Raw genomic sequence first — 16,356 nt, 5'->3', positions numbered from 1 at the left:
GGACTGGGCGAGGCAATGGTCGGTATCAACGTGGAGGAGATCGCGCAGCCCCACCGGCTCGCAGAGCGCGGCTGGTAGGCATGGCGATCGAGGAGATCCTTGATCTCGAGCAACTCGAGGTCAACATCTACCGCGGCAGCGTCTTCAGCCCGGAGTCGGGCAACTGGCAGCGCACATTCGGCGGTCATGTAGCGGGTCAGTCGCTGGTCTCGGCGGTGCGCACCGTCGACCCGAAATATCTGGTGCACTCGCTGCACGGCTATTTCCTGCGCCCCGGCGACGCCAAGGCGCCGACCGTCTTCATCGTCGAACGCCTGCGCGACGGCGGCTCGTTCGCCACCCGCCGAGTCAACGCGATCCAGCACGGCGAGACGATCTTCTCGATGTCGGCGTCGTTTCAGACCGACCAGAGCGGCATCCACCATCAAGACGCCATGCCGTCGGCGCCGCCGCCGGAGGATCTGCCGGGCCTGACCGAGATCAAGGCGTTCGACGACGCCGGGTTCCGGCAATTCGCCGAGTGGGAAGTGCGGGTGGTGCCGCAGGACCGGCTGGAGCGTCTGCCCGGCAAGGCCAGCCAGCAGCAGGTGTGGTTCCGCCACCGCGACCCCTTGCCCGACGATCCTGTGCTGCACATCTGCGCGCTGGCCTACCTCAGCGACCTGACCCTGCTGGGGTCGGCGCACGTTCACCACGAAGCCGAGCGCGAACATCTGCAGATCGCGTCGCTGGACCACGCGATGTGGTTCATGCGGCCGTTTCGCGCCGACGAGTGGCTGCTTTATGACCAGTCCTCGCCGTCGGCGTGCGGCGGGCGGGCGCTGACCCAGGGCAAGCTGTTCAACCAGTACGGCGAGATGGTGGCCGCGGTGATGCAGGAGGGCCTCACCCGCTACAAGCGCGACTTCACACCGGGGCAGCAATGAGCACGGGGTCGTTGCGCATCGGTGTGCTGGCGCTTCAGGGCGACACCCGCGAGCACCTGGCGGCGCTGCGCGAAGCGGGCGTCGACGCGATCACGGTGCGTCGGCGGTCCGAACTGGACTCGGTCGACGCGCTTATCATCCCCGGCGGCGAGTCGACCACGATGACGCATCTGCTGCGCGAATTCGAGTTGCTCGAACCGCTGCGGGCCCGGCTGGCCGAGGGCATGCCGGCCTACGGATCATGCGCCGGGATGATCCTGCTGGCCAGCGAAATCCTCGACGCGGGCAGCGTGGGCCGCGAAGCCGCGCCGCTGAAGGCGATGGATATGACGGTGCGGCGCAACGCATTTGGCCGACAGGTCGACTCGTTCGAGGGGGACATCGAGTTCGAGGGGCTGGACGACCCCGTGCACGCGGTGTTCATCAGGGCGCCGTGGGTCGAGCGCGTCGGCCCCGACGTCAAGGTGCTGGCCCGCGCGGACGGGCACATCGTCGCCGTCCGGCAGGGCCGGGTACTGGCGACCGCGTTTCACCCCGAGATCACCGGCGACCGCCGCGTGCACCGGCTGTTCGTCGACATCGTCACCGGCAACGCCTGACAGGTTAGGCGGGCTCCTCGGAGTTGTACCACTCGTCGTTGCCGGGGTCGTCGAGCACCGTCAGCGCGGGGTTGCGGACGTAGGTGACCTGGTTGCCGCCGCACTTGCGGGACTCGTACATGGCATTGGTGGCGATCGAGAACAGTTCGTCGAGCACGTCGTTGGGCGGCAGCTGCGCCAGCGGCTGCAGCGGGGTGGTGACCACGCCGATGCTGGCCGACAGCCGCGACGGTGCGCCCGCAATGGTGCCGCGCACCCGCTCGATGAGGGCTGAGGCGTCGGCGCTGTCGAACAGGTCGGCGATCACGAACTCGGAGTCGGCGATGTGGGCGAGCACCGCGTCGCGGCGGGCGGTTTCCCGCAGCCGCGCGGCGATCTCGATGCGCGCGCGGTTGGAGCCGCTGACGCCGGAGAACTCGCCCACCAACGAGAAGCTGTCGAGGTTGATGACGGCGATGGCGAGGAACCGGTCGTCGGTGCGGCTGCGCGAGGCCAGCAGCGTCGTCGCCTTCTCATAGAACCCGTCGCGGTTGAACATGCCGGTGAGCGGCTCGAAGTTCTCGTGCAGGATGTCGGCGTCGACGAGCCAGATCGCGGCCCGGCCGGCCAGCGAGACGAACCCGACGACGAACAGGATCAACGCCATGGCCGAAAGGGCGAATGCGGGATTGGTCGACATCAACCGCAGACCCAGCACGAGCACCGTCACGCCGGTCGCGATCCAGGTAATTACCAGCCACCGGGTGGTGTGGAAAATGGCGGCATAGATCGCGACAAGTGTGAAAGTCGTCGCCCCGAACAGACCGGTAAGCGGGTCGGACTGGATCAGGCACGAAATGGCAATGCACAACGCGCCCAGACAGACGCATATCCGCGACTGGATTATCGTCGGCCACTGCGAGCGCAGCCATAATGCCGCCAGTCCCCAGCAACACACCGCCACGGCGTAGGCCAGTGCTTGATTGACGGTTCCGCGCGGGCCCGTCGGACTCCACAGCAGCGTCAGCGAAATGCCGCCGAGGGCGACAAGTACCAGCGCAACCACCCTGGAGGTGCTCCGCTGAACGCCACGCGCGGCCAGAAATGCCGTAAGCCAGTAGTAGTGATCAAGGCCGCGCCACCATCGCTCGGCCACCTTCATGGGCTAGCCGTACGACATGTCATGCACACCCGCGAAGGGTACCAATTCGACAAAAGCGTCACGGCGGACTGAGCGACTTATTTCAACCTAATGTGACGGTATATCGCGGTATTTCCGAGACGCTTTTGAGTAACGTCAAAAATGACGTAAGCGCCCAGGGTGGTGCCGATGAACCAGACGATCGAGATTGAACCGCAGCCCCGGATCGACACGCTGGTGCGATTGGCGGCAGGCGGCGATGCGCGGCGCACCGAGTACGTCGGCACCGTCTGGCTCGACGGCAAGCCCGAGGTGTCCGGGTTGGTCTTGCGCCGCCCACCGAACGCGCCGCGGGGCATCAGGACGCCGAACTTCGCGACGTCGTTCTTCGTGCCCGACAGCCTGCCCTACACCCGGTCCCGGCTGGGCGACGCCACGCTGTCGATCTCGCTGCTGCTGCAGGCCTCGGGCGAAACCGGCGCGGTCGTCGACGCCCGCGCCGTGTTCACCGACGACCCGGCGGGCCATCCGGTGACCTGGATCCAGGTGCATCTGCAGGGCCACATCGGCTGGCCGGCCGGCCTCGGCTACCGGATTGTGGCGCTGACCCCGCCGGACGCCGCGCCCTAGGGCGCAAAGGTCCACGTAGACTCGATGGTCGGACTTCATCGCCCACAGCAGTAGTGAAAGAGGTAGTACACCCATGAGCGGCCATTCCAAGTGGGCCACCACCAAGCACAAGAAGGCGATCATCGACGCCCGGCGCGGCAAGAACTTCGCCAAGCTGATCAAGAACATCGAGGTGGCCGCGCGCGTCGGTGGCGGTGATCCGGCCGGTAACCCGACGCTGTACGACGCCATCCAGAAGGCCAAGAAGAACTCGGTGCCCAACGACAACATCGAGCGGGCCCGCAAGCGCGGCGCAGGCGAAGAGGCGGGCGGCGCCGACTGGCAGACGATCACCTACGAGGGCTACGGGCCCAACGGCGTGGCCGTGCTGGTCGAATGTCTCACCGACAACCGCAACCGCGCCGCCGGCGAGGTCCGTGTGGCGATGACCCGCAACGGCGGCAGCATGGCCGACCCCGGGTCGGTGGCCTACCTGTTCTCCCGCAAGGGCGTCGTCACCCTGGAGAAGAACGGGCTGACCGAGGACGACGTGCTCGCCGCGGTGCTCGACGCGGGCGCCGAGGAGATCAACGACCTGGGCGACAGCTTCGAGATCCTGTCCGAGCCGGGCGATCTCGTCGCGGTGCGCACCGCGCTGCAGGAGGCGGGCATCGACTACGAGTCGGCCGAGGCGGGTTTTCAGCCGTCGGTCACGGTGCCGCTGGACGCCGACGGCGCCCGCAAGATCATGAAGCTGGTGGAGGCGCTGGAAGACAGCGACGACGTGCAGGACGTCTTCACCAACGCCGACATCCCCGACGAGGTCCTCGCCCAGATCGAACAGTGATTTCGGCGTGAGAAGTATCGCTGGGCGCTACAGATCTCGCGGGTCGGCGCGCTAGCGGCGGCTGTTGGTTTCCGCGTAGTCGTCGTCGCGCTCTGTCGTGTCGTCGAACGCTTTCGCCCGAGCGTCGCCTTCCGGGCTGCCGGAGAACAGGCTCGAGGCCACGCGCTCGGTCTCGCCGTCGCTGTCGCTGCGCCGCGGCACGACTTCGGCCGTCTCGGCGGCCTCGATGCGCTGCAACGGCAGCACCCGCTTCTGCTGCATCCAGTCGACCAAGCCTTCGCGCACCGCGCAGCGCAGATCGAACAGCGCGCCTGCGTTCGGGGCACTGACCACGATCCGCACCCGCACCACACCGCCGACGGCGTCGGTCACCTGCAGCACGCCGCGGCGGCCGTCCCACAGGTCGCTTTCGGCAAGCAGCCGGTCCAGTTCGGCGCGCATCTCGTCGAACGGCACCCGGAAATCGACATCGAATTCGACGGTGCCCATGATCTCGGTGGCGCTGCGCGTCCAGTTCTCGAACGGTTCGGTGGTGAAGTAGGTGGTCGGCAGCACAAGCCGACGTTCATCCCAGAGCCGCACGACCACATAGCTGAGCGTGATCTCCTCGATGCGGCCCCACCACTGCCCGTCCTCGAGCTGCACCACATCGCCCACGCGAATGGCACCGGAGAACGCGATCTGCATGCCTGCGAACACCGCGCCGAGCGACGTCTGCGCGGCGAGGCCGGCCACCACCGACAACACGCCTGCCGACGCGAACACCGTCGTGCCGATGTCGGAGAAGCGCGGGAACGTCATCAGGATCGCGGCCGCGCCCAGGATGACGACGAGTGCAGTGGCCAACCGACGCAGCACCGTCACCTGTGTGCGGATGCGTCGCCACTGCCGGTCCTCGTCGTTGATCTCCACGTCGCCGCCGCCGAAGCGGGCGATCGCGCGGCGCTCGGCGACCCGGACCAGGCCGACGATCAGCCACGTCAGCGCGCCGATCAACAGGATGAGCAGGGTGTGGTCCAGCCAGCCGCGCCAGCCGTCGGTCTGCTCCGACGTGCGCTGCACGGCGATCGTCGAGGCCAACACCACCAGAACGGCACGCAACGGCATCCGGGTCAGTTCGGCGATGTCGCGGATGACCGCGCTGCGGCGGCCGATGCGCATCAGCACCTTGGTCACGGCGATCCCGAGCAGGAATGCCGCTACGACGGCGCCTGCCGCCCAGGCGAGCGTGACGGCGATATTCGTTGCGGTCTGAAGCTCTTGTTCGTCGGGCATCGTGTGAGTTCAGCTCCCACGGGTTGACGTCAGGTCTCCCCGCGACGTTAGCGGCGCTCGACGCGCGCGTCACGTCGCGAGGTGCTATTACTGCTTCGACGGCGGATACCCACCCCGGTGGAATCCAAAGTGTCGGCACGGCAGTGAGAATCGACACTCATGCGGTTGAAGATCGAGGCGTGTCCCTGCCGAGTCTTGTGGGTCAACCCCGCTAAGCTGCAGTCGAACAAGTGTTCACGACAAGGGGATGGCGTGCGCGTAATGGGAGTCGATCCCGGGCTGACGCGCTGTGGGCTCTCCGTCATCGAGGGCGGTCGCGGCCGGCAGGTCATCGCGCTCGACGTCGATGTGGTGCGCACACCGTCCGACGCGCCGCTGCACCACCGCCTGCTCACGATCAGCGACGCGGTCGAACACTGGATGGACACCCACTGCCCGGACGTCATCGCCATCGAGCGGGTGTTCTCGCAGCAGAACGTGTCCACGGTGATGGGCACGGCACAGGCGGGTGGGGTGATCGCGCTGGCGGCGGCCAAACGCGACATCGACGTGCACTTTCACACCCCCAGCGAGGTGAAGGCCGCGGTGACCGGCAACGGCAACGCCGATAAGGCCCAGGTCACCGCGATGGTGACGAAAATCCTTGCGCTGCAGACCAAACCGACGCCCGCCGACGCCGCCGACGCGTTGGCGCTGGCGATCTGCCACTGCTGGCGTGCGCCGATGCTGGCGCGGATGGCGGCGGCCGAAGCGCTTGCCGCCGAGCAGAAGAAGAAGTATCAGGCACGACTCAAGGCGGCACGATGATCGCATCCATTCGCGGCGAGGTCCTCGACGTGGCACTCGACCACGCCGTCATCGAGGCGTGCGGGGTCGGCTACCGCGTCAACGCGACACCGTCGACGCTGTCGACGCTGCGGCGCGGCAGCGAGGCCAGGCTGATGACGGCGATGATCGTGCGCGAGGACTCGATGACGCTGTACGGCTTCGCCGACACCGATGCGCGTGACCTGTTCATGACGCTGTTGTCGGTGTCGGGCGTCGGCCCGAAGATCGCGCTGGCGACACTGGCGGTGCACGACGCGCCCGCGCTGCGGCACGCCTTGGCCGACGGCGACGTGACCGCGCTGACCCGGGTGCCGGGGATCGGCAAGCGCAGCGCCGAACGCATGGTGCTCGAACTGCGGGACAAGGTCGGCCCGGCCAGTCCGTCCGTCGGACCGCCCGCCGTCAACGGCCACGCGGTGCGAGGGCCGGTGGTGGAAGCCCTCGTCGGCCTCGGGTTCGCCGTCAAGCAGGCCGAGGAGGCCACCGACAAGGTGCTCGCCAACGATCCCGAAGCCAATCAGTCGACCGCACTGCGGGCGGCGTTGTCGATGTTGGGTAACAAATGAGCCGATTCACCGACGACGACGCCGAAGCCGACGACCGCGACGTCTCGCCTGCGCTGACCGTCGGTGAGGGTGACATCGACGCCAGTCTGCGGCCGCGGTCGCTGGGGGAGTTCATCGGCCAGCCGCGGGTACGCGAGCAACTTCAGTTGGTGATCGAGGGCGCCAAGAACCGCGGCGGCACACCGGATCACATCCTGCTGTCCGGGCCGCCGGGATTGGGCAAGACGTCGCTGGCGATGATCATCGCCGCCGAACTGGGCTCGTCGCTGCGGGTGACATCCGGTCCGGCGTTGGAACGCGCCGGGGATCTGGCCGCGATGCTGTCCAACCTCGTCGAGCACGACGTGTTGTTCATCGACGAGATCCACCGCATCGCGCGGCCCGCAGAAGAAATGCTTTACCTCGCAATGGAAGACTTCCGCGTCGACGTCGTCGTCGGCAAAGGCCCTGGGGCGACGTCGATTCCACTCGAAGTCGCGCCGTTCACCCTGGTCGGCGCGACCACCAGGTCCGGCGCGTTGACCGGGCCGCTGCGCGACCGCTTCGGCTTCACCGCCCACATGGACTTCTACGAGCCGGCCGAACTCGAACGGGTGCTTGCCCGTTCGGCGGGCATCCTCGGCATCGAACTCGGCGCGGAGGCCGGCGCCGAAATCGCCCGTCGCTCACGCGGAACGCCCCGCATCGCCAACCGGCTGCTGCGCCGGGTGCGCGACTACGCGGAGGTGCGTGCCGACGGCGTGATCACCCGCGACATCGCCAAGGCCGCGCTCGAGGTCTACGACGTCGACGAGTTGGGCCTCGACCGGCTTGACCGCGCCGTGCTGTCCGCGCTGACCCGAAGCTTCGGTGGCGGGCCGGTCGGCGTCTCCACCCTCGCGGTCGCCGTCGGGGAGGAGGCGACGACGGTGGAGGAGGTGTGCGAGCCGTTCCTGGTGCGCGCCGGGATGATCGCGCGCACCCCCCGGGGGCGCGTCGCCACCGCGTCGGCATGGACGCATCTGGGCATGAGCCCGCCGAGCGGGGTCGCCGGTCTCGGGCAGCAGGGCCTGTTCGACTAGCCGGAAGGTTCCGTAATGATCACGGCGGCTTTGATTTTCGCGGCGCTGGCTGCGGTGTTGCACGTCTACATCTTCGTGATGGAGTCGCTGACGTGGACGTCGCCGCGCACCCGCGCAATGTTCGGCACCACGGCCGAAGAGGCCGAAACCACCAAGCTGCTTGCCTTCAACCAGGGCTTCTACAACCTGTTCCTGGCGATCGTCACCGCGGTCGGCATCGTCGCAATATGCCTCGGGCACACCGGGGTTGGCGCCGCGTTGGTGTTCGCCGGGGTGGGGTCGATGCTGGCCGCCGCGGCGGTTCTGTTGGCTTCGGCCCGGGACAAAGCCAGGGCCGCCGCCACGCAAGGAGCCTTCCCGCTTATCGCGGTCGTGCTCCTTGCGGTGGCGTTGGCGGCCTAACCTGTCACAGCAGCCCGAGCAACTCCAGATCAGTAACGTACTTCACGATCACCTCCGGCGTGACGTGCGGAATGTCCTTGTCGGGACCGATTTTCGCGTGCTGCACGGCGGCGCGGAAGCGGTCGGTCGGGGCGACCGACCCGCAGATCGGCGTCTGGGGCCGCTGATAGTTGTGCAGCAGCGGCAGCAGCGACGCCTGCCGCTGCCGGTCCGGCAATGCGCGAATCGCGGTCTCGAACCGGCTCAGCCATGTGGCGTAATCGCCCACCCGCTCGATGCGGTAGCCGGCCGAGATCAGCCAGTCGACGAACTCGTCGAGGCCGATGCCGTCGTCGTACGGGTTCATGACGTGGTAGGTCTCGAACCCGTCGGCCACGTCGGCGCCCAGTGTCGAGATCGCCTCGGCGATGAATTCCACCGGCAGACCGTCGTAATGGGACCGCTGACGGTTGCCGTTGGCGTCGGTCTCGTAGAACGATTCGGGCGCGATGCCGGTCGCGACAAGGCTGAGGATCATGCGGGTGAACATGTCGGGCACGTTCAGCTGACCGGCGTAGGTGGTGTCGGCGAGGATCATGTCGCAGCGGAACACCGACACCGGCAGCCCGCACAGGTCGTGGGCTTCGCGCAGCAGAACCTCGCCTGCCCACTTGCTGTTCGAATAGCCGTTGGCGTAGCTGTCGTCGATGCTGCGCGTGGCGCTGATGACGCGAATATCGGCGTCCTCGACGAACTTCTGCGGTTCGATGCCGGCAGCGACGCCGATCGTCGACACATAGGCGAACGGCTTGAGCCGGGTGGTGATCGCGATGCGGATCAGCTCGGCGGTGCCGACGACGTTCGGGCCGAACAGCTGCTCGTAGGGAAGCACGTGGTTGACAAGAGCCGCCGGGTCGACGATGAGATCGACCGTGTCGGCGAGCCGCTGCCACGTCTGCGCATCCAGCCCGAGATCGGCCTCACCCTTGTCGCCGGCGAGGACCTCGAGATGGTCCTCGGCCAGACCACGATAGAGGCGCAGCAGTTCGGGGTCGCCGCTGTCGAAGACCTTGTCGAGCCGCTCCCGAGCCGCCCCGTCGTCCTTGGCCCGAACCAGGCAGATCACCTTGCCGCCGACGAGATCCATCCGCTTCAGCCACTCCAAGGCCAGGTAGCGACCGAGGAAACCGGTAGCGCCGGTGAGCAATACCGTGCGCACCTCGGCGCTGGGCCCCGGCAGCGACGGGGCCGCGGCCAGCGTTTGCGCATCGATGAACACCTCCAGCGCCAGATCACGGGCATGCACCTGCGTGGCGCCCCGTCCGTGCACAGCGGCGAACGTGGGCCGCTTGCTGCCGGGCTGCCGCTGCGCCTCGATGTAGGCCGCCAGCGCCGCCAGGTCGTTGGCCGGGCTGACGATGACACCGACGGGTACCTCGACGTCGTAGACCTCATTGAGGAGATTGGCAAAGGTCAACGCCGACAACGAATCCCCGCCGAGATCGGTGAACTGGGTGTCGGGCCGCACGTCGGCGGCCGCCGATCCAAGCAACGCACCCACCGCCCGCACCACCGTCTCGAGCACCGGAGCATCCGCTCCCCGTTGCCGAAGCTCACGCAACTCGCCTGCCTGGCCGTCGGCCAGCTCGGCATACAGCTGCTCGAGTTGCTCGCTGTAGCGCTCCTTGAGCCTCGGCCTCGCCAACTTGCGGATGCCGGTCAACAGCCCGTTCTCTAGCGTGAACGGTGTCGTCTCGACGATGAAATCCCTCGGGATCTCGTAGGACTGCAGACCGGCGGTTTTGGCCACCTCGGAAAGTGATTGGCTGATGGCGGCTTTGAGGTTGACGCCGTCGTAGCGAGCCAGCGCGTCCCCGGTGGGCACCACGACCGCCAGCAGATACGGCCGTGCGCTGTTGCCGTAGACATAGATCTGGCGCACCAGCGGGCTGTCGCCGAACACGGCTTCCAACTTGGAGACCGCGACGAACTCGCCCTGCGAAAGTTTGAGGACGTTGTTGCGCCGGTCGAGGTACACCAGCTGGTCGGGCCCGACCTCGGCGAAGATGTCGCCGGTGCGGTAGTAGCCGTCCTCGAACATCGACGCCGTCAGCTCGGGCCGCTTGTAGTAACCCGGGAACACGGTGTCGGTCTTGACCAGCAGCTCGCCGCGCGGGTGCGGACGGTCGGTGTGGAAGTACCCGAGATCCGGGACGTCGGCGAGCTTGTAGTCGATCACGGGCGGTCGTTGGATAAGGCCGTCGATCAGGATGCCGCCTGCCTCGGTGGAGCCGTAGCCGTCGGTCAGGTGCATGTCGAGGAGTTCTTCGACGAAGCCATGCATCTCCGGTGACATCGGCGCCGAACCCGTCATGGCCATCACGTAACGACCGCCGAGCAGGCGCTGGCGCATCTCGTCGAGCACCTCGACGCGTTCGCCGGGCCGGCGGTCCAGTTCGGCCTGCACCTCGGCGAAGATCATGTCCCAGACCCTCGGCACGAAGGTGAACTGGGTGGGCCGCACCAGTGCGAGATCTTCGAGGAACGTCGAGAGATCGCTGCGCGCAGCGAAATACGCCGTGCCACCGAGGCCGAGCGAGGAGTACAGCAACCCGCGGCCCATCATGTGGCTCATCGGCAGGAAGTTCAGGGTGATCGACGGATGCGTGCCGGGATCGCCCCAGCTGGCCCTGGCGCCGCGACGCCACAGATCGGCGACCATGCCGTCGGTGTACATCGCGCCTTTCGGGGCTCCTGTGCTGCCGGAGGTGTAGATCAGCAGAGCGAGGGCGTCGGGATCGTCAACCGAAACCGACGGCACATCAGGCAGTTTCCGGCCACGCTCCACAACGTCGGCGAAGACGTCGATACGGGTGTACAGGCCGGCTTCGGAAAGACGCGCCCGTGCGTGCTCGACGGCGTCACGGTGATCGTCGACCTGTGGGTGATAGTCGAATACCACCAGCCGCTGCGGCGCGGGCCCGGCCAGGATGAGCTCGATTGCGTCGGAGAGAAAGTCGACGCTGGAAGCGACTGCGGCGGGCTCGGTTTCGGCCACGATCGGAGCCAGCTGGGCGACAGGGGCGCTGGTCTGCAGCGGTACGGCGACCGCCCCGAGTTGGATCAGCGCGATGTCGATGATCGTGTAGTCGACGCTGGTGAAGCCCAGCATCGCGACGCGGTCGCCTGAACGAACCGGGTCGCCGGCCAGGGCGTTGGCAGCGGCCTGGGCTCGCCGCGAGACTTCGCGATAGGTGATGGTCTCGAAACGGGGGAGCAGTTTGGTCGTGACACGTCCGGTGTCCGGGTCGGCGACGTACTCGACGGCCCGTGCGCCGAGGGCGGGGCGGTCGGCGTAGCCGTCGAGAACGGTTCGGACGGCCTGGGAAAGCCGCACCTCGGACGTCGCGAGGACGCGAGCGATCGCCGGGTCGGGTAGTGCCGCGGCGAACTGCGGGTCGGTGGCCTTCAGGTTGGCGATGCGGCGCTCGAGCCGCTCATCGCGAGTTTCGGTCGACATAAAACAGTCCTTGAGAAATCGCGGAGAGACATGGGGGACGCGACGTTGCGCCAAGAACTATTACGTTAGTGAAGCTAACTTTGTTCCACAAAAGCCTGCCAGTTCGCTGTGAATTGCAGGTCGGCGGTCGGCGCAAGAGAGCGCCGCTATGGAACGTCTGTTCAGCAGCTATCGACCGTGGCGCCCGGAAGTCCCCACCGCAGCGCGTTCGGCGTGGCGCACCTGGTTCCCGCCGGCCCGCTTGGCCTCATACATCGCGGCGTCGGCGGCGTCGACGACACCTTCGACCAGGGCCCGAGTCTGCGGGCCGGTCGTATCGGGTCGGCGCATGCTGGCCACGCCGACGCTCGCCGTGGCAGCCGAGGGGATGGCGGCGATCTCGCTTCGCAGCCGCTCGGCGAGCACCTTCGCCTTGTCCAGCGGGATCATCTCGGCGACCAGGAACTCCTCGCCGCCGACGCGCGCGAGCACAGCGCGTCCTCGGGTGGTGTGCCGAAGCCGGTCGGCGACCGCCACCAGAATGCGGTCGCCTTTGGTGTGGCCGTGGGTGTCGTTGACCTGTTTGAAGCGGTCGAGGTCGACCATGATCACCGAGAGGTACTGATCCGGCGACGCGCTTGCGGTCTTGATGAGTTCACGCGTCGAGCGGTAGAACCCGCGCCGGTTGTGCAGTCCGGTCAACGCGTCGGTGTGCGACTTCGCTGCTTCGTCGCCGAGCATGCGCACCAGCACGTGCATCGAGATGGGGATGGCCATGACGCCGACCGCGATGATCAGCAATGTAGCTAGCGCAACAAACGGTCGTCCGTGCACGGCCATCCGGGTGGCCGCTATCAGCGAGACCACCAAGGCCGTCGCCAACACGAACACGAGTTGGCGACTGGTGTGCAGGAACGCCACATAGCCGGCCAGCGCGGCGAACGCGGTGCTGCCCAGCAGCGACAGCACCGGGCCGGAGTAGGCCAGGCACGACACCGCGATGCAGGCATTGCATATCCAGACGAACACCAGCGACTGGCGCCGCGTCGGCCAGCGAAACAGCCAGACCAAGGCCATTCCGGTAGTACAGATCGCCAACGCCACGGTGGCGGCGCGGCCGATGGCGGTGTTTGCCCCGACCGGGGTCAACATGATCAGAAACGGGATCGCGCCCATGGCGAGCACCACCATCGCGATGACGCGACGGGCAAAGCTGCCGAGCTTGCGATAGACCAGGTAGTCGGTCAGCCATCGGTAATGAGTCGGTTCTTCCCACCACTGACGCCAGCCCACCACAGCAGTCTAGATCGGGTTTGCTGGTCACATGGGCAGCAATTACCGAATTGCCGGTAGCGCCGTTTCGGGGGCGGTCCGACCCGCTAACACCTCGACGACTGCGACGGCGTCCGGGACCCCAACGAGCAGATCACGGGTGATGGCCAGCGCGTCCGGCGACGGGTCGACGCCGCCGACGGCGTCTGCGAGATCGAGCAGGTGCACCGTCGCCTCCATCAGCGCGACCTCGGCCACCACGGCCAGCGTCGTGCTCTCGACGACCGGGTAGCGAATCACCGTCTGCTGCGGCATCGGCGTCTCGCGCACGATGCGCGCGCACTCGGCGAACCTGGCCGTGGCGGCCGGGGCAGTCAGCGAGCCGGCGTCGGCGACGGCGCGCTCGGCGAGGTCGTCGGCCGTGGTGTGTGCGACGCCGCCTGGCTCGTTGAACCGCCGCAGCAGGGCGGCCGGGTCGGTGACCGAGGCGGGCCCGTCGATGATCGCCGCGTTGAGCTGATCGAACATCGCCTTATCCGGGCACAGATGAGCGACGAGCGCGCGGACGTCCCAGCCGGGGCAGCGGGTCCGGGTCGACCACTGCTCCGCGGTCAGCTCACCGCATCGAGTTGCCCAGCGCTCCCATGCATCGGCCAGCACCTGCCGCACGTGGTCGCTGTCGGGCCGCATGCCCGCCACCCTAGTGAGCCGCCGGTTTCCGTTTCGGTGGGTGGGGTACTCCGCCGCCGGTCGGGGTATCCCGTCGGGGACCGAGGAGGCAACAATGACTGACACGCGTGTTCGCGCTGGTGGCGGGCGGATGCATATGCCCCGCAGCCGTGGCGCGCTGAGTGGTTTTCTACTGATTCTGCTGGGCGCCTGGGGTGCGCTCATCCCGTTCGTCGGCCCGCTTTTCGATTTCGCCTTCACCCCCGACCGGGAATGGGCATGGACAACGGGCCGTGGCTGGCTCGAGGTGCTGCCCGGCGCCGCGGCCGTGGTCGGTGGCTTCCTGCTGCTGGTGTCCCGCAACAGGTTCACGGCGATGCTCGGCGGCTGGCTGGCCGTGCTGGCCGGCGCGTGGTTCGTCGTCGGCAGGGCGTTGGCCGGACCGTTGGGCCTCGGCGATGCGGGTACGCCCGTCGCCTCGACCGAGACCAAGGCGGTCGCCCTGGACCTGGCGTACTTCTACGGGCTCGGCGCACTGATCATCTTCCTCGGCGCGATGGCGCTGGGCCGGTTGTCGGTTCGCAGCGCCCGCGACGTCCGGTATGCGGAGCGCACCCGCGCCCCGATGACGACCGTCGAACCGGCTCCGTCCGACGAGGTGACTGAGGTGCACCCGGTGGGCGGCCACACGAATGCCGCCGTCGGGTCGCGGACGGATGCTGCAATGAACGCCCCGGTGGACGTTCCGGCCGACGGCAGGCACGAGGGCGTCGAACCGGTCCGTGAACGCCGTCGCTTCGGTGGCTTGTTCGGTCGTCGCGATCGGCTCGCGCACCACTGAGGTTCGGTAGGGACTTTCGGCCCTACGCCGCACCCCGGCGCCGCCCTAGCGTGAACTGTTAGGGCTAGAGCGCCTGGGGAGACTCCATGGCAGCAATTGAATCCGCCGCGGTCGCGACACTGCAAGCACGACGTCCTTTTCCGCCGCGAATGGGGCCACGGGGCGGCCTGGTCTACAAGCTGATCACCACCACCGATCACAAGCTGATCGGCATCATGTACTGCGTCGCCTGCTTCGTCTTCTTCTTCATCGGCGGGCTGATGGCGTTGCTCATCCGCACCGAACTCGCCATGCCGGGGCTGCAGTTCCTGAGCAATGAGCAGTACAACCAGCTGTTCACCATGCACGGCACGGCGATGCTGCTGTTCTACGCCACGCCCGTCGTGTTCGGGTTCGCCAACCTGGTGTTGCCGCTGCAGATCGGCGCGCCCGACGTGGCGTTCCCGCGGTTGAACGCACTGTCGTTCTGGCTGTTCGTGTTCGGCGCGACGATTGCCCTGGCCGGCTTCATCACGCCCAACGGTGCCGCGGACTTCGGTTGGACGGCCTACACGCCGCTGGCCGACGCCGTCCATTCACCCGGCGCCGGTGGTGACCTGTGGATTCTCGGCTTGGGCGTCGGCGGTCTTGGCACCATCCTCGGCGGCGTCAACATGATCACCACGGTGGTCTGCATGCGCGCCCCCGGCATGACGATGTTCCGGATGCCGATCTTCACCTGGAACATCCTGGTGACGTCGATCCTCGTATTGATGGTGTTTCCGCTGCTGACCGCGGCGCTGTTCGGGCTGGCGGCCGACCGCCACCTGGGCGCGCACATCTACGACCCGGCCAACGGGGGTGTGCTGTTGTGGCAGCACCTGTTCTGGTTCTTCGGGCACCCGGAGGTGTACATCATCGCGCTGCCGTTCTTCGGCATCATCACCGAGGTGATACCGGTGTTCGCCCGCAAACCGCTCTTCGGCTACACCACCTTGGTGTATGCGACGTTCAGCATCGCGGCGCTGTCGATGGCGGTGTGGGCGCATCACATGTTCGCGACGGGTGCGGTGCTGCTGCCGTTCTTCTCGTTCATGACGTATCTGATCGCCGTGCCGACGGGCATCAAGTTCTTCAACTGGATCGGCACGATGTGGCGGGGACAGTTGACCTTCGAAACGCCGATGCTGTTTGCCTTCGGGTTCCTTGCCACGTTCCTGCTCGGTGGGCTGACCGGGGTGATGCTCGCGAGCCCGCCGCTGGACTTCCACGTCACCGACTCGTATTTCGTTGTCGCGCACTTCCACTACGTGCTGTTCGGCACGATCGTGTTCGCGACCTACTCGGGAATCTATTTCTGGTTCCCGAAGATGACGGGCCGACTGCTCGATGAGCGGCTGGGCAAGCTGCACTTCTGGCTGACGTTCATCGGCTTTCACACCACGTTCTTGGTGCAGCACTGGCTCGGTAACGAGGGCATGCCGCGACGCTATGCGGACTATCTGCCCACCGATGGGTTCACCGCGCTCAACGTGGTCTCGACGATCGGCGCGTTCATTCTCGGCATTTCGGTGTTGCCGTTCGCGTGGAACGTGTTCAAGAGCTGGCGGTACGGCGAGCCGGTGACGGTCGACGATCCGTGGGGTTACGGCAACTCGCTGGAGTGGGCGACCAGCTGCCCGCCGCCGCGGCACAACTTCACCGAGCTGCCCCGGATCCGGTCGGAGCGGCCGGCATTCGAGCTGCACTATCCACACATGGTGGAACGAATGCGTGCGGAGGCCCACGTCGGCTGGCGCGCTAACGCAGGTGAGAGGAAGGCGGGCGTCGGCCCGCGCGCTGAACCCGACCGAAGCTGAGTCGGGCAAGATGACGCCATGCACG

At 67.1% G+C, this 16,356-nt stretch carries 15 protein-coding genes; 10 read left to right on the top strand and 5 right to left on the bottom strand.

What is annotated here, in order from left to right:
* Positions 1–80: 80 nt before the first annotated feature.
* Positions 81–926, top strand: a complete 846-nt coding sequence (tesB, locus tag CQY20_RS07310) for an acyl-CoA thioesterase II (protein ID WP_097939406.1) — start codon at positions 81–83, stop codon at positions 924–926.
* Positions 923–1,525 carry a pyridoxal 5'-phosphate synthase glutaminase subunit PdxT gene (pdxT, locus tag CQY20_RS07305; RefSeq protein ID WP_097939405.1) on the top strand — a complete coding sequence of 201 codons (603 nt, stop codon included), beginning with the start codon at positions 923–925 and terminating at the stop codon, positions 1,523–1,525. Before tesB ends, pdxT begins: the two co-directional genes overlap by 4 nt.
* A gap of 4 nt (positions 1,526–1,529) precedes the next feature.
* On the opposite strand, the gene CQY20_RS07300 is transcribed toward pdxT, so the two are convergent.
* Positions 1,530–2,666, bottom strand: coding sequence for a GGDEF domain-containing protein (locus CQY20_RS07300; RefSeq protein WP_097939404.1), 1,137 nt, complete (start codon positions 2,664–2,666; stop codon positions 1,530–1,532).
* A gap of 168 nt (positions 2,667–2,834) precedes the next feature.
* Between CQY20_RS07300 and CQY20_RS07295 the strand changes: the two genes are divergently transcribed.
* Positions 2,835–3,275 (top strand): hypothetical protein, encoded by a 441-nt coding sequence (locus CQY20_RS07295; protein WP_097939421.1) that lies wholly within the window; start codon positions 2,835–2,837, stop codon positions 3,273–3,275.
* A gap of 73 nt (positions 3,276–3,348) precedes the next feature.
* Positions 3,349–4,101 carry a YebC/PmpR family DNA-binding transcriptional regulator gene (locus tag CQY20_RS07290; protein ID WP_097939403.1) on the top strand — a complete coding sequence of 251 codons (753 nt, stop codon included), beginning with the start codon at positions 3,349–3,351 and terminating at the stop codon, positions 4,099–4,101.
* Positions 4,102–4,152: 51 nt separating this feature from the next.
* On the opposite strand, the gene CQY20_RS07285 is transcribed toward CQY20_RS07290, so the two are convergent.
* Positions 4,153–5,376, bottom strand: coding sequence for a mechanosensitive ion channel family protein (locus CQY20_RS07285; RefSeq protein ID WP_097939402.1), 1,224 nt, complete (start codon positions 5,374–5,376; stop codon positions 4,153–4,155).
* Between the two features lie 252 nt (positions 5,377–5,628).
* Here CQY20_RS07285 and ruvC point away from each other — a divergent pair, with 252 nt between their 5' ends.
* The 4 genes from ruvC to CQY20_RS07265 are packed head-to-tail and all read left to right on the top strand — an operon-like array spanning position 5,629 to position 8,233.
* Complete coding sequence (ruvC, locus tag CQY20_RS07280) at positions 5,629–6,183, top strand: crossover junction endodeoxyribonuclease RuvC (protein WP_097939401.1); 555 nt, start codon at positions 5,629–5,631, stop codon at positions 6,181–6,183.
* Positions 6,180–6,770 carry a Holliday junction branch migration protein RuvA gene (gene ruvA, locus CQY20_RS07275; protein ID WP_097939400.1) on the top strand — a complete coding sequence of 197 codons (591 nt, stop codon included), beginning with the start codon at positions 6,180–6,182 and terminating at the stop codon, positions 6,768–6,770. Before ruvC ends, ruvA begins: the two co-directional genes overlap by 4 nt.
* A complete protein-coding gene (gene ruvB / locus CQY20_RS07270; protein WP_097939399.1) occupies positions 6,767–7,831 on the top strand; it encodes a Holliday junction branch migration DNA helicase RuvB in 1,065 nt (354 codons plus the stop codon). Before ruvA ends, ruvB begins: the two co-directional genes overlap by 4 nt.
* A 15-nt stretch (positions 7,832–7,846) precedes the next feature.
* Positions 7,847–8,233 (top strand): DUF1304 domain-containing protein, encoded by a 387-nt coding sequence (locus tag CQY20_RS07265; RefSeq protein WP_097939398.1) that lies wholly within the window; start codon positions 7,847–7,849, stop codon positions 8,231–8,233.
* A 4-nt stretch (positions 8,234–8,237) separates the two neighbouring features.
* Here CQY20_RS07265 and car read toward each other — a convergent pair whose 3' ends face one another.
* The 3 genes from car to CQY20_RS07250 form a co-directional block, all read right to left on the bottom strand.
* A complete protein-coding gene (gene car, locus CQY20_RS07260; protein ID WP_097939397.1) occupies positions 8,238–11,732 on the bottom strand; it encodes a carboxylic acid reductase in 3,495 nt (1,164 codons plus the stop codon).
* 168 nt (positions 11,733–11,900) lie between these two features.
* A complete protein-coding gene (locus CQY20_RS07255; RefSeq protein WP_234816137.1) occupies positions 11,901–13,004 on the bottom strand; it encodes a GGDEF domain-containing protein in 1,104 nt (367 codons plus the stop codon).
* Between the two features lie 42 nt (positions 13,005–13,046).
* The gene (locus tag CQY20_RS07250) at positions 13,047–13,673 is read right to left on the bottom strand and encodes a maleylpyruvate isomerase N-terminal domain-containing protein (RefSeq protein WP_097939396.1); all 627 of its coding nucleotides are present in this window, start codon (positions 13,671–13,673) and stop codon (positions 13,047–13,049) included.
* A 94-nt stretch (positions 13,674–13,767) separates the two neighbouring features.
* On the opposite strand from CQY20_RS07250, the gene CQY20_RS07245 reads away from it, so the two are divergent.
* Positions 13,768–14,493, top strand: a complete 726-nt coding sequence (locus CQY20_RS07245) for a hypothetical protein (protein ID WP_097939395.1) — start codon at positions 13,768–13,770, stop codon at positions 14,491–14,493.
* Between the two features lie 86 nt (positions 14,494–14,579).
* Positions 14,580–16,331 carry an aa3-type cytochrome oxidase subunit I gene (ctaD, locus tag CQY20_RS07240; protein ID WP_097939394.1) on the top strand — a complete coding sequence of 584 codons (1,752 nt, stop codon included), beginning with the start codon at positions 14,580–14,582 and terminating at the stop codon, positions 16,329–16,331.
* The last annotated feature ends 25 nt before the right edge of the window (positions 16,332–16,356 follow it).

Source organism: Mycolicibacterium agri (assembly GCF_002553505.1).
Classification (GTDB): Bacteria; Actinomycetota; Actinomycetes; order Mycobacteriales; family Mycobacteriaceae; genus Mycobacterium; species Mycobacterium agri.
Note: the sequence above shows the minus strand (reverse complement) of the source record. Positions and strands in the feature narration are given on the sequence as shown.

Coding starts and splice junctions, on each gene's coding strand:
- CQY20_RS07285 (WP_097939402.1), bottom strand. CDS start 5,376: ATGCCCGACGAACAAGAGCTTCAGACCGCAACGAATATCGCCGTCACG.
- ctaD (WP_097939394.1), top strand. CDS start 14,580: ATGGCAGCAATTGAATCCGCCGCGGTCGCGACACTGCAAGCACGACGT.
- CQY20_RS07290 (WP_097939403.1), top strand. CDS start 3,349: ATGAGCGGCCATTCCAAGTGGGCCACCACCAAGCACAAGAAGGCGATC.
- pdxT (WP_097939405.1), top strand. CDS start 923: ATGAGCACGGGGTCGTTGCGCATCGGTGTGCTGGCGCTTCAGGGCGAC.
- CQY20_RS07245 (WP_097939395.1), top strand. CDS start 13,768: ATGACTGACACGCGTGTTCGCGCTGGTGGCGGGCGGATGCATATGCCC.
- tesB (WP_097939406.1), top strand. CDS start 81: ATGGCGATCGAGGAGATCCTTGATCTCGAGCAACTCGAGGTCAACATC.
- CQY20_RS07265 (WP_097939398.1), top strand. CDS start 7,847: ATGATCACGGCGGCTTTGATTTTCGCGGCGCTGGCTGCGGTGTTGCAC.
- ruvA (WP_097939400.1), top strand. CDS start 6,180: ATGATCGCATCCATTCGCGGCGAGGTCCTCGACGTGGCACTCGACCAC.
- CQY20_RS07300 (WP_097939404.1), bottom strand. CDS start 2,666: ATGAAGGTGGCCGAGCGATGGTGGCGCGGCCTTGATCACTACTACTGG.
- car (WP_097939397.1), bottom strand. CDS start 11,732: ATGTCGACCGAAACTCGCGATGAGCGGCTCGAGCGCCGCATCGCCAAC.
- CQY20_RS07295 (WP_097939421.1), top strand. CDS start 2,835: ATGAACCAGACGATCGAGATTGAACCGCAGCCCCGGATCGACACGCTG.
- ruvB (WP_097939399.1), top strand. CDS start 6,767: ATGAGCCGATTCACCGACGACGACGCCGAAGCCGACGACCGCGACGTC.
- CQY20_RS07250 (WP_097939396.1), bottom strand. CDS start 13,673: ATGCGGCCCGACAGCGACCACGTGCGGCAGGTGCTGGCCGATGCATGG.